This window comes from Pseudomonas sp. NFACC39-1, assembly GCF_900110355.1.
In the GTDB taxonomy this organism is placed as follows: Bacteria; Pseudomonadota; Gammaproteobacteria; order Pseudomonadales; family Pseudomonadaceae; genus Aquipseudomonas; species Aquipseudomonas tehranensis.
This window is the reverse complement of record NZ_FODL01000006.1, coordinates 25,296-40,751: the sequence shown is the minus strand read 5'-3', so window position 1 is coordinate 40,751 and position 15,456 is coordinate 25,296. Positions and strand designations below refer to the sequence as shown.

At 61.9% G+C, this 15,456-nt stretch carries 12 protein-coding genes; 10 read left to right on the top strand and 2 right to left on the bottom strand.

The genetic code is table 11. The annotated features are described in order from the left end of the window. Positions 1–138: 138 nt before the first annotated feature. Positions 139–783, bottom strand: a complete 645-nt coding sequence (locus BMY45_RS14375; RefSeq protein ID WP_092398663.1) for a pentapeptide repeat-containing protein — start codon at positions 781–783, stop codon at positions 139–141. A gap of 383 nt (positions 784–1,166) precedes the next feature. Beyond that, positions 1,167–3,023 carry a quinoprotein ethanol dehydrogenase gene (gene exaA, locus BMY45_RS14370; RefSeq protein ID WP_092398661.1) on the bottom strand — a complete coding sequence of 619 codons (1,857 nt, stop codon included), beginning with the start codon at positions 3,021–3,023 and terminating at the stop codon, positions 1,167–1,169. 252 nt (positions 3,024–3,275) lie between these two features. Between exaA and pedF the strand changes: the two genes are divergently transcribed. The 10 genes from pedF to mqo all read left to right on the top strand — a co-directional run bounded on the left by pedF (position 3,276) and on the right by mqo (position 15,407). Next, positions 3,276–3,737, top strand: coding sequence for a cytochrome c-550 PedF (pedF, locus tag BMY45_RS14365; protein WP_092398659.1), 462 nt, complete (start codon positions 3,276–3,278; stop codon positions 3,735–3,737). A 5-nt stretch (positions 3,738–3,742) separates the two neighbouring features. Beyond that, on the top strand, positions 3,743–4,618 hold the full coding sequence (locus tag BMY45_RS14360) for a substrate-binding periplasmic protein (RefSeq protein WP_092398657.1): 876 nt from the start codon (positions 3,743–3,745) through the stop codon (positions 4,616–4,618). A 10-nt stretch (positions 4,619–4,628) separates the two neighbouring features. Then, complete coding sequence (locus tag BMY45_RS14355) at positions 4,629–5,384, top strand: quinoprotein dehydrogenase-associated SoxYZ-like carrier (protein WP_092398655.1); 756 nt, start codon at positions 4,629–4,631, stop codon at positions 5,382–5,384. A 16-nt stretch (positions 5,385–5,400) separates the two neighbouring features. Then, a complete protein-coding gene (locus BMY45_RS14350) occupies positions 5,401–6,339 on the top strand; it encodes a quinoprotein relay system zinc metallohydrolase 1 (RefSeq protein ID WP_092398653.1) in 939 nt (312 codons plus the stop codon). A 310-nt stretch (positions 6,340–6,649) separates the two neighbouring features. Next, on the top strand, positions 6,650–8,425 hold the full coding sequence (locus tag BMY45_RS14345) for a PQQ-dependent methanol/ethanol family dehydrogenase (protein ID WP_092398651.1): 1,776 nt from the start codon (positions 6,650–6,652) through the stop codon (positions 8,423–8,425). A gap of 307 nt (positions 8,426–8,732) precedes the next feature. Further along, positions 8,733–10,253, top strand: a complete 1,521-nt coding sequence (locus BMY45_RS14340; protein ID WP_092398649.1) for an acetaldehyde dehydrogenase ExaC — start codon at positions 8,733–8,735, stop codon at positions 10,251–10,253. A 318-nt stretch (positions 10,254–10,571) separates the two neighbouring features. Then, complete coding sequence (gene pqqA / locus BMY45_RS14335; protein ID WP_003243383.1) at positions 10,572–10,643, top strand: pyrroloquinoline quinone precursor peptide PqqA; 72 nt, start codon at positions 10,572–10,574, stop codon at positions 10,641–10,643. A gap of 113 nt (positions 10,644–10,756) precedes the next feature. Next, complete coding sequence (ercA, locus tag BMY45_RS14330; RefSeq protein WP_092398647.1) at positions 10,757–11,920, top strand: alcohol dehydrogenase-like regulatory protein ErcA; 1,164 nt, start codon at positions 10,757–10,759, stop codon at positions 11,918–11,920. Further along, positions 11,904–13,274 carry a hybrid sensor histidine kinase/response regulator gene (locus BMY45_RS14325; RefSeq protein ID WP_092398645.1) on the top strand — a complete coding sequence of 457 codons (1,371 nt, stop codon included), beginning with the start codon at positions 11,904–11,906 and terminating at the stop codon, positions 13,272–13,274. Before ercA ends, BMY45_RS14325 begins: the two co-directional genes overlap by 17 nt. Before the next feature lie 489 nt (positions 13,275–13,763). Further along, positions 13,764–15,407, top strand: a complete 1,644-nt coding sequence (mqo, locus tag BMY45_RS14320; RefSeq protein ID WP_092398643.1) for a malate dehydrogenase (quinone) — start codon at positions 13,764–13,766, stop codon at positions 15,405–15,407. Positions 15,408–15,456 lie beyond the last annotated feature (49 nt).

Here is a 15,456-nt window from a genome sequence, read left to right as displayed (position 1 = left end):
CCCCGCTGGGGTGCGAAGCGCCCCCAGAACCTGACATCTCGGTGTATCAGGCTCATTGAGTGAGCGGTATTGGGCTGCTTCGCACCCCAGCGGGGATAAATCCCCTCGCCACAGGAAGAGTGTCTGGCCGACGCTGTATCAATGCTCCCAAGTCGTCGGGCAGCCCGTACATCCTTGCATATTCGCATCCTGAAAATTCCCATAATGCTGGCGTGAACCGCTCAGGTTGGCGTCTTCCAAGTTGCTTTCGCCAAGCTTGGCTTCCTGCAGGTTGGCGTCGCGCAGGTCGGCGCCCTTGAGGTCTGCCTTGCTCAGCCAGGCCATTTCCAGGTCGGCGGCTTGCAGGTTGGTTTCGTGCATTCGGGCTCCGGACAGCCGGGCGAATTGAAGATACGCGGCGCTCAGGTCGGCTTTCTGGAACTGCGCGCCTTGGGCGAACAGGCCCCAACCCTGGATTGCCTTGAGGGTGGCCCCCCTGAAGTCCGCCAGGCGCAGGTTGCTTTGCTGCAGGCTGGCGCGGGTCAGGTTGGCGCCTTGCAGACGGGCCTTCTCCAGATTGGCCAGGTCCAGACGGGCATGGCGCAGATCGGCGCCGCGCAGGTCGGCACCGCTGAGGTTCATTTTGCGCAGGTCCTGGTTGGCCAGCCGGGCACCGCGAAGATCGGCGCCGGGGCATTGGCTGGATTCGGCGATGATGCAGCCGTTGACGGTCAGGGGCGTGTCGGGGTCGTCGGCGCTGGCATGGGCGCCGATGAGCAGAAGCAGCAGAGGGAGAAATCTCATGGCAGTAAACTCGGTTGACTGGGGGAGCGAGCTTGCTCGCGATAGCAGCGGGACATTCAACATCACCGCTGACTGAACCATCGCTTTCGCGAGCAAGCCCGCTCCCACAGTTGATGGTCGTCGGACACAAAATCTGTGTCCGCCGCAGATCCCTTGTGGGAGCGGGCTTGCTCGCGAAGCCGTCGGCACAGTCAACATCACTGCCAACTGAACCACCGCCGTCGCGAGCAGGCTCGCTCCCACAGTTGATGGTTGTCGGACACAAAATCTGTGTCCGCCGCAGATCCCTTGTGGGAGCGGGCTTGCTCGCGAAGCCGTCGGTACAGTCAACATCACTGCCAACTAAACCACCGCTATCGCGAGCAGGCTCGCTCACACAAGGGTTATTGGCGGGCCACCTTGTTATCCCAACTTGGAATCTTGAACACCCAGAACGACCCGCCCTGGGCCACGGGTTTGGTCAGCTCGGCCATGTCGCCACCCCACAACGGCACGGCGCCGCCATAACCGACCGTCACGCCGATGTACTGCTCGCCGTCCTGCTCCCAGGTGATGGGCGGGGAGACGATGCCGCTGCCGGTCTGGAATTTCCACAGTTCCTTGCCGGTCTTGGCGTCGAAGGCCTTGAAGAAGCCGTCGCCGGTGCCGGTGAACACCAGATTGCCCTGGGTGGCGAGCACCCCGGCCCACAGCGGCAAGGCTTCCTTGTGCTCCCACACCACTTTGCCGGTGGTGGGGTTCATCGCCCGCAAGCTGCCGACGTGATCGTCATACATGCGCTTGATGCGAAAGCCCATGCCCAGATAGGCCGAGCCTTTCTTGTAGTTCACTTCTTCGGTCCAGTATTCCTCTTTCCACTGGTTGCCAGGGACGTAGAACAACCCGGTGTCCTGGCTGTAGGCCATGGGGTTCCAGTTCTTGCCGCCGAGGAAGGGCGGCGAGACTTCCACCGGTTTGCCCTTGGTTTCGCCCGGCAGTGGCTTGGCTGGCCGCTGGCCGGGATTTTCCACCGGCCGGCCGGTCTTCAGGTCGATGTGGCTGGCCCAGGTGATGTTGTCGACGAAAGGGAAGGCGTTCTGCAGCTTGCCGTTGTTGCGATCCACCACGTAGAAAAAACCATTGCGGTCGGCGTGGGCGGTGGCCTTGACCAGCTTGCCGTCCTTGTCCTTGTAGTCGAACAGCACCAGCTCGTTGTTCCCGGAGAAATCCCAGGCATCGTTGGGCGTGTGTTGATAGAACCACTTCACCTCGCCAGTGCTTGGGTCGACGCCCACCTGGCCGGAGGTGTAGAGGCTGTCGTAATCCTGCGGGTTGCCATCCTTGGCGGTGCGCGCCCAGGTGTTCCATGGCCCCGGGTTGCCGGCGCCGACGATGATAGTGTTGGTTTCGGGGTCGAAACTGGCGCTCTGCCAAGGCGCGCCGCCGCCGTGGCTCCAGGCCTCGACCTTGCCGGTCTCGGTGGTTTTGTCATCGGGCCAGGACGGTGCTTTCACATCGCCGGTCGGCGTGCTGTCCTTGCCATTGAGACGGCCCATGTGGCCTTCGACGAAAGGCCGCATCCAGACCTCTTCACCGGTGTCCGGGTCCCGGGCGAACAACTGGCCGACCACGCCGAACTCATCCCCGGAACTGCCATGGATCAACAGCACCTTGCCGCTGGTTTTGTCCTTGATCAGCACTGGGGCGCCGGTCATGGTGTAGCCGGCCGCGTGGTCGCCGAACTTCTTGTTCCACACCACTTTGCCGGTGTTTTTATTCAGCGCGACCACCCGCGCATCCAGCGTGCCGAAATAGATCTTGTCGCCGTAGATGGCCGCGCCGCGATTGACTACATCGCAGCACGGACGAATGTTGTCCGGCAGCCGATGGCTGTAGGTCCACAGGCGTTTGCCGGTCTTGGCGTCGAGGGCGAACACTCGCGAATATGAGCCGGTGACGTAGACCACGCCGTCGCTGACGATGGCCTGGGACTCCTGACCGCGCTGCTTTTCGTCGCCGAATGAATAAGACCAGGCCGGCGTGAGCTTGAACACGTTCTTGTCATTGACCTGGGCCAGCGGACTCCAGCGCTGGGCGTTGGTGCCCATGCCGTATTGCAGCACATCCTGGGTGGTGAGGTGATCGTTGGCGATGTCTTCCCAGGTGACGGCGGCGTTCGCCTGCGGACTCAGGGACAGGCTGCCGGCCAGCAGCAAGGCAACGGTCAGGGAAGAGAGGGCAGGTAGCGTTTTTATTGTCATGGTGGGATTTCCCAGTGAGGTTTTGGCCTGACTAGGTTGGGTCGCGCCAGGGCTGTACCGATACGGAAAAAGTCCCGCCCTTGCCGGGAAGACTTCCCGAACCGGTTGTCTTTGCGAACCGCACCGGATGACCCGCTACCAAGGAACTAGATCGCGGCCACCAAAGCAGCATTCGGCTGGGGCGAGGTGCTTCCTAAGATGACGGCACGGCTTCTGTAAGGAGCTCTTGCGTGCAATCCAGAGGGCATAACAATGACAACAAAACGCAACGCCATCATCGCTACCGCATTGCTGATAGGGCTGACCGGCGCAGGCTCCGTATGGGCCCATGGCGACGTGGTGCCCCAGGCGGTGGAAACCAAGGGTCTGACCCCGGTCAAGGACACCGGCTTGCCGCTGGATGCGGACGGTTGGGCAGCGCAAAACCCGTACCGGGGTTCGCCCGAGCGTGACAGGGCCGTGGAAATCGGCGCTTCGGCCTACAACCAGAACTGTGCGGCCTGCCATGGCCTGGAAGCCAAGTCTGGCGGGATCGCCCCAGACCTGCGCATGCTCGACGCCGCCGAAGTCGGCGACGAGTGGTTCGTCGAGCGCGTGCGCCATGGTGCGGTGCGTGATGGCCGGGTCTACATGCCGAAAATGGCCGACTACCTGAGCCAGGAAGCCTTGTGGGCGGTGCGCACGTATCTTGACAGCGTGCACGTCGAGGAGTGATCGCCATGCGCCTGCTCGCGTGGATATTTTGCAGCCTGTTGCTGTGTGGTCAGACGGTACAGGCGCAGGTGCGCAACTACGACGAAATGATCGCCGCCGGCGAACTGAAAGTGGCGGTGTACAAGGATTTCGCCCCCTACAGCTTCGAAGACCATGGCCAGCCCCGGGGCGTGGACGTGGAGCTGGCCCAGGCCCTGGCCAAAGCCCTTGGTGTGCGTCTGCGATTGATCTGGGCGCCGCCCGGCGAAAAGCTCGATGACGACCTGCGTGATTACATCTGGCGCAGCAGCGCGCTGCATGGTCGGCAGTTGGCCGACCTGATGATGCGCGTGCCCTACGACCGCGACTACGTGCAAAAGCGCAACGACATCGGTGAACTGGAAAATGCTCAGGTCGCCATGTTCGGACCTTATCAGCAAGAGTGCTGGCAAGTGGCGTACGACCAACGACGGCTGGAAAGCGTCGGCAGTGTCGCGGTGTTCCAGCAGCACCCCATTGGCGTCGAGGTCGACAGCGTGCCGTCGTTCTACCTGACCTCGGTGTTCAACGGCATGCTCAGCGCCAAGACCCATCACTTCCCCGGCGTAGGCCAGGCGTTCAAGGCCATGCGGGCCGGGGAGGTCGACGCGGTCATGGCCATGCGCGGGGAGATCGACTGGCAACTGCATGAGGCGGCCGATCCGCAACTGGCATTGGCCGAAAATGCTTACCCGAACATGGGCAAGCAACGCTGGGAAATCGGCATGGCGGTGCATGAGAGCAACCGCCAGTTGGCTTATGCGGTAGAAGAAGCGCTGGAAGGGTTGATTCGCGACGGCAGTATCAAAACCATCTACGCCCATTACGGCCTGCGTTACGAAGTGCCCGAGATGTATCAATAGGAGCGCAGGGATGAACTGGCGAGCGTTGGGTCTGCTGTTGTGCTGCCTGCCGTTGACGGCGACAGCGCTCGAGACCGGGAAGGACCCGGTGCCCTCGGTGATGTGGGCCTTCTATCACAAACAACTGCTGAATGAGGCGCCCTTCGTCTTCGACGAGCGGGTCCGCTTGCTGGCGCCACCTTTTGCCGAAGATGCGCGCCAGGTGCCGCTGCAAATCGATGCCCGTGCGTTCACCGGCGACGTGGTGCGCATGCTGGTTTGGGCCGAACTGAACCCGCTGCCCAAAATTGTCGACTTCCAGCCGGGGGATCGGGTGCTGCCCTGGCTGGCGATCCGCATTCGTATCGAACAGGCCACGCCGTTGCGCGCCGCCGTGCAGACCCGTGACGGCTTGTGGCACGTCGGCTCGACGTTGATCGACGCAGCCGGTGGCGGCTGCACCGCGCCAAGCGTGGTGCGCACCCAGCCGGGCTGGGAAGAACACCTGGGCCAAGTGCTGGGAGCCCGTTACCCCCGAGGTGAAGACAGTCGCCTGCGCCTGCAAGTGGCCCACCCGATGGACAATGGGCTGGTCAGCGGCATCCCGGAGTTTTACCTCAATCAGGCGCAGTTGCTGGACGCCGACGGCCAGGTACTGGCGCGCCTGGAGCTCTTTGCGGCCGTCAGTGAAAACCCCAACCTGAGCTTCGATATTCAAGGGCCCGGACAGGTCCGCCTGTTGTTGCGTGACAACAGCGGCAATGAATTCGAGGCAACGGTCCCCTGACCACAAGGAGCGCGCCATGCGTTGGTTGTTGCTGATCTGGCTCGGCCTGGGCCTGCCGACATGGGCCGCAGCGGACTATTCACTCAAGCCCCGGCAGATCGCCGAAGGCACCTGGCTGCTGGAAGGCAGCACGGACAATTTTGCCAAGGCCAACGGCGGCAACATCGTCAACACTGCTTTCATTGTCACCGAGGCCGGCGTGGTGGTCATCGACACCGGCCCGTCCCGGCGCTACGGGCAAGCCTTGCGCCAGGCGATTGCCGCGACCACCGATAAGCCGGTGGTCCAAGTGTTGCTGACCCATCATCACCCCGACCATGTCTTGGGCAACCAGGCCTTCAGCGACGTCTCCATCGGCGCGTTGGCGGGCACCACCGACCTGTTGCGCCAGCAGGGCGATGCCATGGCGGAGAACATGTACCGGCTGGTCGGTGACTGGATGCGTGGCACCGAAGTGGTGTTACCAAACCAAGTGCTGGTTCCCGGGCCGCTGAAGGTCGGCAACCATTCGTTGCGTCTACTGGCATTGGCCGGGCACACCGGGGCGGACCTGGCGATCCTCGATGAAACCACCGGCGTGTTGTTTGCCGGTGACCTGGTGTTCTACGAACGGGCCCTGACCACGCCGAACAGCCCAGGGCTTGAGGTCTGGCTCGAGGACCTGGACACCCTGCAAAGCCTGGAGTGGAAGCAGATCGTACCCGGCCATGGTCCAGTGGCGAGCGATGCCCGGCCTTTCTTGCAAATGCGCGACTACCTCGGCTGGCTCGACCAACTGATGCGCGACGGCGCGGCCCGTGGCGACGACATGGCCGAGATGATCCGCAGCCCCATTCCCCAGCGTTTTGCCGGGATCAGCCTGAGTCGGTACGAGCTGATTCGCAGTGTCAGCCATCTGTATCCGCGGTATGAACGTGCGGGGATGAGGCGGGTGGATACCCACGACCCTGACTGAAGGCGTACCCTGTGGCGAGGGGATTTATCCCCGCTGGGCTGCGCAGCAGCCCCTGAGCCAGTTCAGTCACCCAATATTCAGCGATGCTAGAACGCCGCTTCGCGCCCCAGCGGGGATAAATCCCCTCGCCACAAAGGTGGGTGCATGCCTCCGAGGACGGTGGACACCGGCACGACCACCCCCTCACCTGTACCAAGGAACTAGAAAACTCAGCACAGCGGGCAATTGTTGCCAGAGGCTGCGGGGCCAAGAATCTGCGACAGACCGGGAAAATTTCCCGGGTATAACAATAACCGCAGAGGTAGCCGTCATGAGTCATCCCGCACGTCGCCAACCCTTCGCCGTGAGCCTGCTGCTCAGTGCCATGCTGCTGTCCGGTTCGGCCTCGGCCGCCGTGACCGATCAGGAAATTCTCCAGGACCCGAAAAACCCGCAGCAGATCGTGACCAACGGTCTGGGCGTCCAAGGCCAGCGCTACAGTCCACTGGCGACCCTCAACACCGACAACGTCAAGGATCTGCGGCCGGTCTGGGCGTTCTCCTTCGGCGGTGAAAAGCAGCGCGGCCAGCAGGCCCAGCCGATGATCAAGGATGGGGTGATGTACCTCACCGGTTCCTACTCGCGGGTGTTCGCGGTGGATGCACGCACCGGCAAGAAACTCTGGCAGTACGACGCGCGCCTGCCCGATGACATCCGCCCTTGCTGCGACGTGATCAACCGTGGCGTGGCGCTGTATGGCGATCTGGTGTATTTCGGCACTCTGGACGCCAAGCTGGTGGCCCTGAACAAGGACACCGGCAAGGTGGTGTGGAGCAAGAAGGTCGCTGACCACAAGGAAGGTTATTCCATCAGCGCCGCGCCCATGATCGTCAATGGCAAGCTGATTACCGGCGTGGCGGGCGGTGAGTTTGGCGTGGTGGGCAAGATCAGCGCCTACGATCCGAAAAACGGCGAGCTGCTGTGGACCCGCCCGACCGTGGAAGGGCACATGGGCTACGTCTACAAGGACGGCAAGGCCATCGAGAACGGCATTTCCGGTGGCGAAGCCGGCAAGACCTGGCCGGGGGATCTCTGGAAAACCGGTGGTGCCGCGCCCTGGCTGGGCGGCTACTACGACCCGGAAACCAATCTGCTGCTGTTCGGCACCGGCAACCCGGCACCGTGGAACTCCCACTTGCGCCCTGGCGATAACCTCTATTCCTCATCGCGTCTGGCCCTGAACCCGGACGATGGCACCATCAAATGGCACTTCCAGAGCACGCCACACGATGGTTGGGACTATGACGGCGTCAACGAGCTGATCTCCTTCAATTACAAGGAAGGCGGCAAGGACATCAAAGCTGCGGCCACTGCCGACCGAAACGGCTTTTTCTATGTGCTCGATCGCACCAATGGCAAGTTCATCCGTGGCTTCCCGTTTGTCGACAAGATCACTTGGGCCAGTGGCCTGGACAAGGACGGGCGGCCGATCTACAACGAGGCCGGTCGTCCGGGCGCGCCGGGCAGCGAAGCCAAGGGCGGCTCGGTGTTTGTCGCACCGGCCTTCCTCGGGGCGAAGAACTGGATGCCCATGGCCTACAACCAGGACACCGGGTTGTTCTACGTGCCGTCCAACGAGTGGGGCATGGACATCTGGAACGAAGGCATCGCCTATAAGAAGGGCGCGGCGTTCCTGGGGGCCGGTTTCACCATCAAGCCGCTGAACGAGGACTACATCGGGGTGCTGCGGGCCATCGACCCCAAGACCGGCAAGGAAGTCTGGCGCCACAAAAATTACGCGCCGCTGTGGGGCGGGGTGCTGACCACCAAGGGCAACCTGGTGTTTACCGGCACGCCTGAAGGTTTCCTGCAGGCCTTCAACGCCAAGACCGGGGAAAAGGTCTGGGAATTCCAGACCGGCTCCGGCGTGCTCGGTTCGCCCATCACCTGGGAGATGGACGGCGAGCAATACGTTTCCGTGCTCTCGGGCTGGGGCGGCGCGGTGCCGTTGTGGGGCGGCGAAGTGGCCAAGCGCGTGAAGGACTTCAACCAGGGCGGGATGCTCTGGACCTTCAAGTTGCCGAAGGATCTGGTGGCCAAGCGCTGAAGCGTGCCGAAAGCTTGATCCCGCTCGGCTCTGTAGGAGCTGGCGAAGCCTGCGATCTTTTGATCTTTTGATCTTTTGATCTTTTGATCTTTTGATCTTTCGCTTGAGATTCGAGTGTCTGTGGAAAGATCGCAGCCTCGTTGCACTCGACAGCTCCTACGGGGGCTGTCGAGTGCAGCACCCTGAAAATCTACGACCAAATAACGAGAGCCCCCCTGCCAACGACGCATTCGTCCGGCAGGCGGGGCTGTCTACCATCGGTCTATCGCCTGTCCCGTGACAGGCATCGACCAGGCAGAGGCCCATCATGATCTATGCACAACCCGGAACCCCAGGCGCCGTCGTTACCTTCAAACCGCGTTATGGCAATTTCATCGGCGGTGAATTTGTCGCGCCGATCAATGGCGAGTACTTCACCAATACGTCCCCGGTCAACGGCGAGGTCATCGCACAGTTTCCGCGCTCCAGCGCCGCCGACATTGACAAAGCCCTGGATGCGGCCCATGCCGCAGCCGATGCTTGGGGCAAGACCTCGGCCCAGGACCGCTCCCTGGTGCTGCTGAAGATCGCTGATCGTATTGAACAGAACCTGGAAATCCTTGCCGTCAGCGAGACCTGGGACAACGGCAAGGCCGTGCGCGAAACCCTCAACGCCGACGTGCCGCTGTCGGCCGACCACTTCCGTTATTTCGCCGGCTGCATCCGCGCCCAGGAGGGTGGGGCAGCCGAGATCAATGAGCTGACCACCGCCTATCATTTCCACGAGCCGCTGGGCGTGGTCGGGCAGATCATTCCGTGGAACTTTCCACTGTTGATGGCCGCCTGGAAACTCGCCCCGGCCCTGGCCGCTGGTAACTGCATCGTGCTCAAGCCGGCGGAGCAGACGCCGCTGTCGATCATGATTTTTGTCGAACTGATTGCCGACCTGCTGCCGGCCGGTGTGTTGAACATCGTCCATGGTTTCGGACGCGAAGCCGGTGAGGCCCTGGCCACCAGCAAGCGCATCGCCAAGATCGCCTTCACCGGTTCTACCCCGATCGGCTCGCACATCATGAAATGCGCCGCCGAGAACATCATCCCGTCCACCGTGGAGCTGGGCGGCAAGTCGCCAAACATCTTCTTCGAAGACATCATGCAGGCCGAGCCGGCTTTCATTGAGAAGGCTGCCGAAGGCCTGGTGCTGGCGTTCTTCAACCAGGGTGAAGTTTGCACTTGCCCATCGCGGGCCCTGGTGCAGGAGTCGATCTATGAACCGTTCATGGTCGAAGTCATGAAGAAGATCGCCAAAATCAAGCGCGGCGACCCGCTGGACACCGACACGATGGTGGGCGCCCAGGCCTCCGAGCAGCAATACGACAAGATCCTTTCGTACCTGGAGATTGCCCGGCAAGAAGGGGCAGAGCTGCTCACCGGCGGTGCGGCAGAGCGCCTTGAGGGCGACTTGGCGAGTGGTTATTACATCCAGCCGACCCTGCTCAAGGGCCACAACAAGATGCGCGTGTTCCAGGAAGAGATTTTCGGCCCGGTAGTCGGTATCACCACCTTCAAGGACGAAGCCGAAGCCCTGGCAATTGCCAATGACAGCGAGTTCGGCCTCGGTGCCGGCCTGTGGACCCGCGATATCAACCGTGCCTACCGCATGGGCCGGGCGATCAAGGCCGGGCGTGTGTGGACCAACTGCTACCACCTGTACCCGGCCCACGCCGCGTTCGGTGGCTACAAGAAGTCCGGCGTCGGCCGGGAGAACCACAAGATGATGCTCGACCACTACCAACAGACCAAGAACCTGCTGGTGAGCTACGACATCAATCCGTTGGGGTTCTTCTGATTTAGCAACACTGCAGAACCTGTGGGAGCGGGCTTGCTCGCGAAAGCGGCGGCACAGGCCCTGTAGGAGCTGGCGAAGCCTGCGATCTTTTGATGTTCCGCTTAAGACTCAAGTGTCTGGGGAAAGATCGCAGCCTCGCTCCGCTCGACAGCTCCTACCGCGCACCCCAGCGGGAGCAGCTCCCTCGCCACAAGTGCTCGCTTCTCCAGTAGTACCAACGCACCCCGCCCACCGCTTCGAAAGTAGCATTCGAGCCTCGGGCGTCCTGTGCATTAATGACTTTGCCGGAATGGCCCGGTACAAGAAGAGGAAAGACCCATGTGGACTAAACCCGCGTACACCGACCTGCGTATAGGCTTTGAAGTGACGATGTACTTCGCCAACCGATGAGCGCTGGCCCGGTCTGAGAGGTTCAGGCCGGGCTACCCATTTGGTCTGATTGCAATCACGGTGGGATGCTTTAGGCTCAGGGTATTCCCGAAACAATAAGAACAGGCTTACCGATGAGCCAGAGTCTCAGTCCGCTGCGCAAGTTCGTTTCACCTGAAATCATGTTTGGCGCCGGTTGCCGGCACAATGTTGGCAATTACGCCAAGACGTTCGGCGCACGCAAGGTGCTGATCGTCACCGATCCCGGCGTGATCGCTGCAGGCTGGGTCGCCGACGTCGAGGCCAGCCTCCAGGCCCAGGCCATCGATTACTGTATCTACAGTGCCGTTTCACCCAATCCCCGGGTCGAAGAAGTCATGCTCGGAGCCGAGCTGTACCGGGAAAACCACTGCGATGTGATCGTCGCGGTCGGTGGCGGCAGCCCGATGGATTGCGGTAAAGGCATCGGCATCGTCGTGGCCCATGGTCGCAATATCCTGGAATTCGAAGGCGTGGACACCTTGCAGGTGCCCAGTCCACCGCTGATCCTCATTCCCACCACCGCGGGCACCTCGGCGGACGTGTCGCAGTTCGTGATCATTTCCAACCAGCAAGAGCGCATGAAGTTTTCCATCGTCAGCAAGGCGGCGGTGCCGGACGTGTCGCTGATCGACCCGGAAACGACCCTGAGCATGGACCCGTTCCTGTCTGCCTGCACCGGCATCGATGCGCTGGTGCATGCCATCGAGGCGTTTGTTTCCACTGGCCACGGCCCACTCACCGACCCCCATGCGCTGGAGGCGATGCGCCTGATCAACGGCAACCTGGTGCAGATGATCGCCAACCCGGCGGATGTCGCCCTGCGGGAAAAGATCATGCTGGGCAGCATGCAGGCCGGCCTGGCGTTCTCCAATGCGATTCTCGGCGCGGTGCACGCGATGTCCCACAGCCTGGGTGGTTTCCTGGATTTGCCCCATGGTTTGTGCAACGCGGTGCTGGTGGAGCATGTGGTGGCGTTCAACTACAACTCGGCGCCCGACCGTTTCAAGGTGATTGCCCAGACGCTGGGCATTGATTGCCGTGGCCTCAATCACCGGCAGATCCGTACCCGGCTGGTGGAACACCTGATTGCCCTCAAACGCACCATCGGCTTTCACGAAACCCTGGGGCTGCACGGGGTGAGTACCTCGGATATTCCGTTCCTGTCGCAACATGCGATGCATGACCCGTGCATTCTCACCAACCCTCGGGAGTCGAGCCAGCGGGATGTCGAGGTCGTCTATGGCGAAGCCCTCTGACGAACAGCAAAAAGCCCTGGCCGGGCTGCTGGGACTGGGCAATCACTCTACGCGCAAGAGCCACTACCCGGAACTGGCCGCGCGCCTCGATGAGCTGGAACAGGCCCGGCAACACTTGCAACAGCTCAATGACCAGTTGGAGCAGCGGGTAGCCGAACGCACCGACGCGCTGCTGGAGGCCAACCATAACCTGCAGCAACAGATCGCCCAACGTGAGCTGATCGAGCAACAACTGCGCGACGCCCGGGACGCTGCGCAGGCGGCCAATCGCAGCAAAGACAAATACCTGGCTGCCGCCAGTCATGACCTGCTGCAACCGCTCAACGCCGCACGCCTGCTGATCGCCACATTGCGCGAGCGCACGCTGCCCACCTCCGAGCAGGTGCTGGTGGAGCGTACCCATCAGGCGCTCGAAGGTGCGGAGGACTTGCTCACCGACCTGCTGGACATTTCCCGGCTGGACCAGGCTGCGGTCAAGCCGGACCTGGCACCCTATCGGCTGGATGAGCTGCTCGCACCGCTGGCTTCGGAATTTCAATCGGTGGCTGGCGCTGCCGGGTTGGAGCTACGGGTACGCTTCGGCGACGAAGCGGTGATGACCGACCTGCGGCTGATGACCCGGATCCTGCGCAACCTGCTCAGCAATGCCTGTCGTTACACCGCCCAGGGCGGCATCCTGTTGGCCGCGCGGCGTCGGGGCGAGCGCTTGAGCCTGGAGGTCTGGGACACCGGGCGCGGCATTGCCGCCGACTGCCTGGAGTCGATCTTCCTGGAGTTCAACCAGTTGGATGTGGGCCGCGCGGCGGACCGCAAGGGCGTCGGCCTGGGGCTGGCGATTGTCGAGCGTATCGCCCATATCCTCGGTTATCGGGTCCAGGTGCGTTCCCGACCGGGGCGCGGATCGGTATTCAGCATTGAGGTGCCATTGTCGATTGAAAGACCGCCTCCCATGCCCCGGATACCCGTACAGGCGGTCGCCGGAAATCCGTTGCCTGGGCGCCGGCTTTTGGTGATCGACAATGAGCTGAGCATTTTGCAAAGCATGGCCGCGCTGCTGAGCCAGTGGGGATGCGAGGTGCTGGTCGCCACGGACGAGGCGGGTGCCTTTGACGTGCTGCAAGGCCGCGCGCCGGAGCTGATCCTGGCGGATTTCCACCTGGATCATGGCGTGGTCGGGTGCGAAGTGGTCAAACACCTGCGCGAACATTTCCAGCAAACGATACCGGCGGTGATCATCACCGCCGATCGCAGCGACCAGTGCCGCCGCGCCTTGCGCAAACTCAATGCGCCACTGCTCAACAAACCGGTCAAGCCCGGCAAGTTGCGGGCGGTGTTGAGTCAGTTGCTCGGGTAGCGAATGCAGAGATTCAGGTCAACTCATCGGCATTCACCACAAGTCCCCTGTGGGCGGGCTTGCTCGCGAAGGCGGCACATCCAATGTGGATGCAGGCTGATCCAGCGCTTTCGCGAGCAAGCCCGCTCCCACATTTTTCAGCCAGTGCGCTATCAAAAAGCCTTCATTTGGTCGGTGTTTATGCCTTGAGTGAAAAAAGGGGCTTCGGTCTGTTTAGTTCATTCTGTAAACTCCCCCCGCTGCGACAATCGGGCACGGCCACGTCAGGCCCGATTACAAGCGTTTTGCAGTGTCCCTCACCCAGCTGAAGCCAAGACCTACAAGAAGTCAGCGCCGGAGAGACATAAACAAGAGGCCGATGTTTCTCGGCCCCTGTAGGTCCTTCCTCCAGTCCCGTCTCGACCCCCTTGATGCCGTATGCAGGCCATGGCGTGGTCTATCATTGCAGGGCTGGTGGGCGGAATGGCGTTCTACCCTAGGGATACACACATGTTGAAGAAAACACACACGGCGCTGCTGGGCCTGGCGATGGCGATGGGTCTTGCGACCACGCACGCCGCCGAGGCAAAAAAAGTGGATGTCCTGCTCATTGGCGGGGGCATCATGAGCTCGACACTCGGCGTCTGGCTCAATGAGCTGGAACCGGATTGGACCATGGAAATGGTCGAGCGCCTGGACGGTGTTGCCGAAGAAAGCTCCAACGGCTGGAACAATGCCGGTACCGGCCACTCCGCGCTGGCCGAGCTGAACTACACGCCCGAAGACAAGAATGGCAACGTCGAAATCGTCAAGGCCATCGAGATCAACGAAGCCTTCCAGGTGTCCCGTCAGTTCTGGGCCTGGCAGGTCAAGAACGGCGTGCTGAAGAACCCGCGCTCGTTCATCAACTCCACGCCGCACATGAGCTTTGTCTGGGGCGAGGACAACATCGCGTTCCTGAAGAAGCGCTATGAAGCCCTTCAGGCCAGCCCGTTGTTCGCTGGCATGCAGTACTCCGAAGATCGCGAGCAAATCAGCAAGTGGGTTCCGTTGATGATGCAAGGGCGTGACCCAGCCCAGAAAGTCGCGGCCACCTGGAGTCCCTTGGGCACCGACGTGAATTTCGGCGAAATCACCCGTCAGTTCGCGGCTCACCTGCAAACCAAGCCGAACTTCTCCCTCAAGCTGTCCAGCGAAGTGCAGGACATTACCCGCAACGAAGACGGCAGCTGGCGCGTGTCGTACAAGAACCTGAAGGACGGTAGCGAAACCGAGACCGACGCCAAGTTCGTGTTCATCGGCGCTGGCGGCGGTGCCTTGCACCTGCTGCAGGAAGCCGACATCCCGGAAGCCCGTGAATACGCCGGCTTCCCGGTAGGCGGCTCGTTCCTGGTGACCGAGAACCCGACCATCGCCCAGATGCACCTGGCCAAGGCCTACGGCAAGGCTTCGGTTGGCGCACCGCCGATGTCGGTTCCGCACCTGGACACCCGCGTGCTCGACGGCAAGCGCGTCATTCTGTTTGGCCCATTCGCCACCTTCTCCACCAAGTTCCTGAAGAACGGTTCGTACTTTGACCTGTTGACCAGCACCACGACCCACAACGTGTGGCCGATGACCAAGGTCGGTATCGAACAGTACCCGCTGGTGGAATACCTGGCCGGCCAGTTGATGCAGTCGGACGAAGATCGCTTCAACGCCCTGAAGGAATACTTCCCGGACGCCAAACAGCAAGACTGGCGCTTGTGGCAGGCCGGCCAGCGCGTGCAGATCATCAAGCGTGACGAAGAGAAGGGCGGCGTCCTGAAACTGGGCACCGAAGTGGTCGCGTCCCAGGACGGCAGCATTGCCGCTCTGCTGGGTGCTTCGCCAGGTGCCTCGACCGCTGCGCCGATCATGCTGACCGTGCTTGAGAAGGTCTTCAAGGACAAGGTCGCTTCCCCGGCCTGGCAGGAAAAGCTGCATCAGATCGTGCCAAGCTACGGCACCAAGCTCAACGAAAGCCCTGAGCGTGTGGCTCAGGAGTGGGCTTACACCAGCGAAGTCCTGCAGTTGGACACGCCGCCGACGATCGGCCAGCAGGGCACCGCTCCTGCACCGACTGCGCCGGCCGCAGCCCCGCAAAGCAACCCGGCGGCCGACATGGCGCTGTAAACCGGACGCAGTCTGGTGAATAAAAAACGCCGCTCACCGAGCGGCGTTT

Bases quoted from the DNA above. Each gene is read 5' to 3' on its own strand.
- BMY45_RS14375 (WP_092398663.1), bottom strand. From the start codon at position 783: ATGAGATTTCTCCCTCTGCTGCTTCTGCTCATCGGCGCCCATGCCAGC.
- exaA (WP_092398661.1), bottom strand. From the start codon at position 3,023: ATGACAATAAAAACGCTACCTGCCCTCTCTTCCCTGACCGTTGCCTTG.
- pedF (WP_092398659.1), top strand. From the start codon at position 3,276: ATGACAACAAAACGCAACGCCATCATCGCTACCGCATTGCTGATAGGG.
- BMY45_RS14360 (WP_092398657.1), top strand. From the start codon at position 3,743: ATGCGCCTGCTCGCGTGGATATTTTGCAGCCTGTTGCTGTGTGGTCAG.
- BMY45_RS14355 (WP_092398655.1), top strand. From the start codon at position 4,629: ATGAACTGGCGAGCGTTGGGTCTGCTGTTGTGCTGCCTGCCGTTGACG.
- BMY45_RS14350 (WP_092398653.1), top strand. From the start codon at position 5,401: ATGCGTTGGTTGTTGCTGATCTGGCTCGGCCTGGGCCTGCCGACATGG.
- BMY45_RS14345 (WP_092398651.1), top strand. From the start codon at position 6,650: ATGAGTCATCCCGCACGTCGCCAACCCTTCGCCGTGAGCCTGCTGCTC.
- BMY45_RS14340 (WP_092398649.1), top strand. From the start codon at position 8,733: ATGATCTATGCACAACCCGGAACCCCAGGCGCCGTCGTTACCTTCAAA.
- ercA (WP_092398647.1), top strand. From the start codon at position 10,757: ATGAGCCAGAGTCTCAGTCCGCTGCGCAAGTTCGTTTCACCTGAAATC.
- BMY45_RS14325 (WP_092398645.1), top strand. From the start codon at position 11,904: ATGGCGAAGCCCTCTGACGAACAGCAAAAAGCCCTGGCCGGGCTGCTG.
- mqo (WP_092398643.1), top strand. From the start codon at position 13,764: ATGTTGAAGAAAACACACACGGCGCTGCTGGGCCTGGCGATGGCGATG.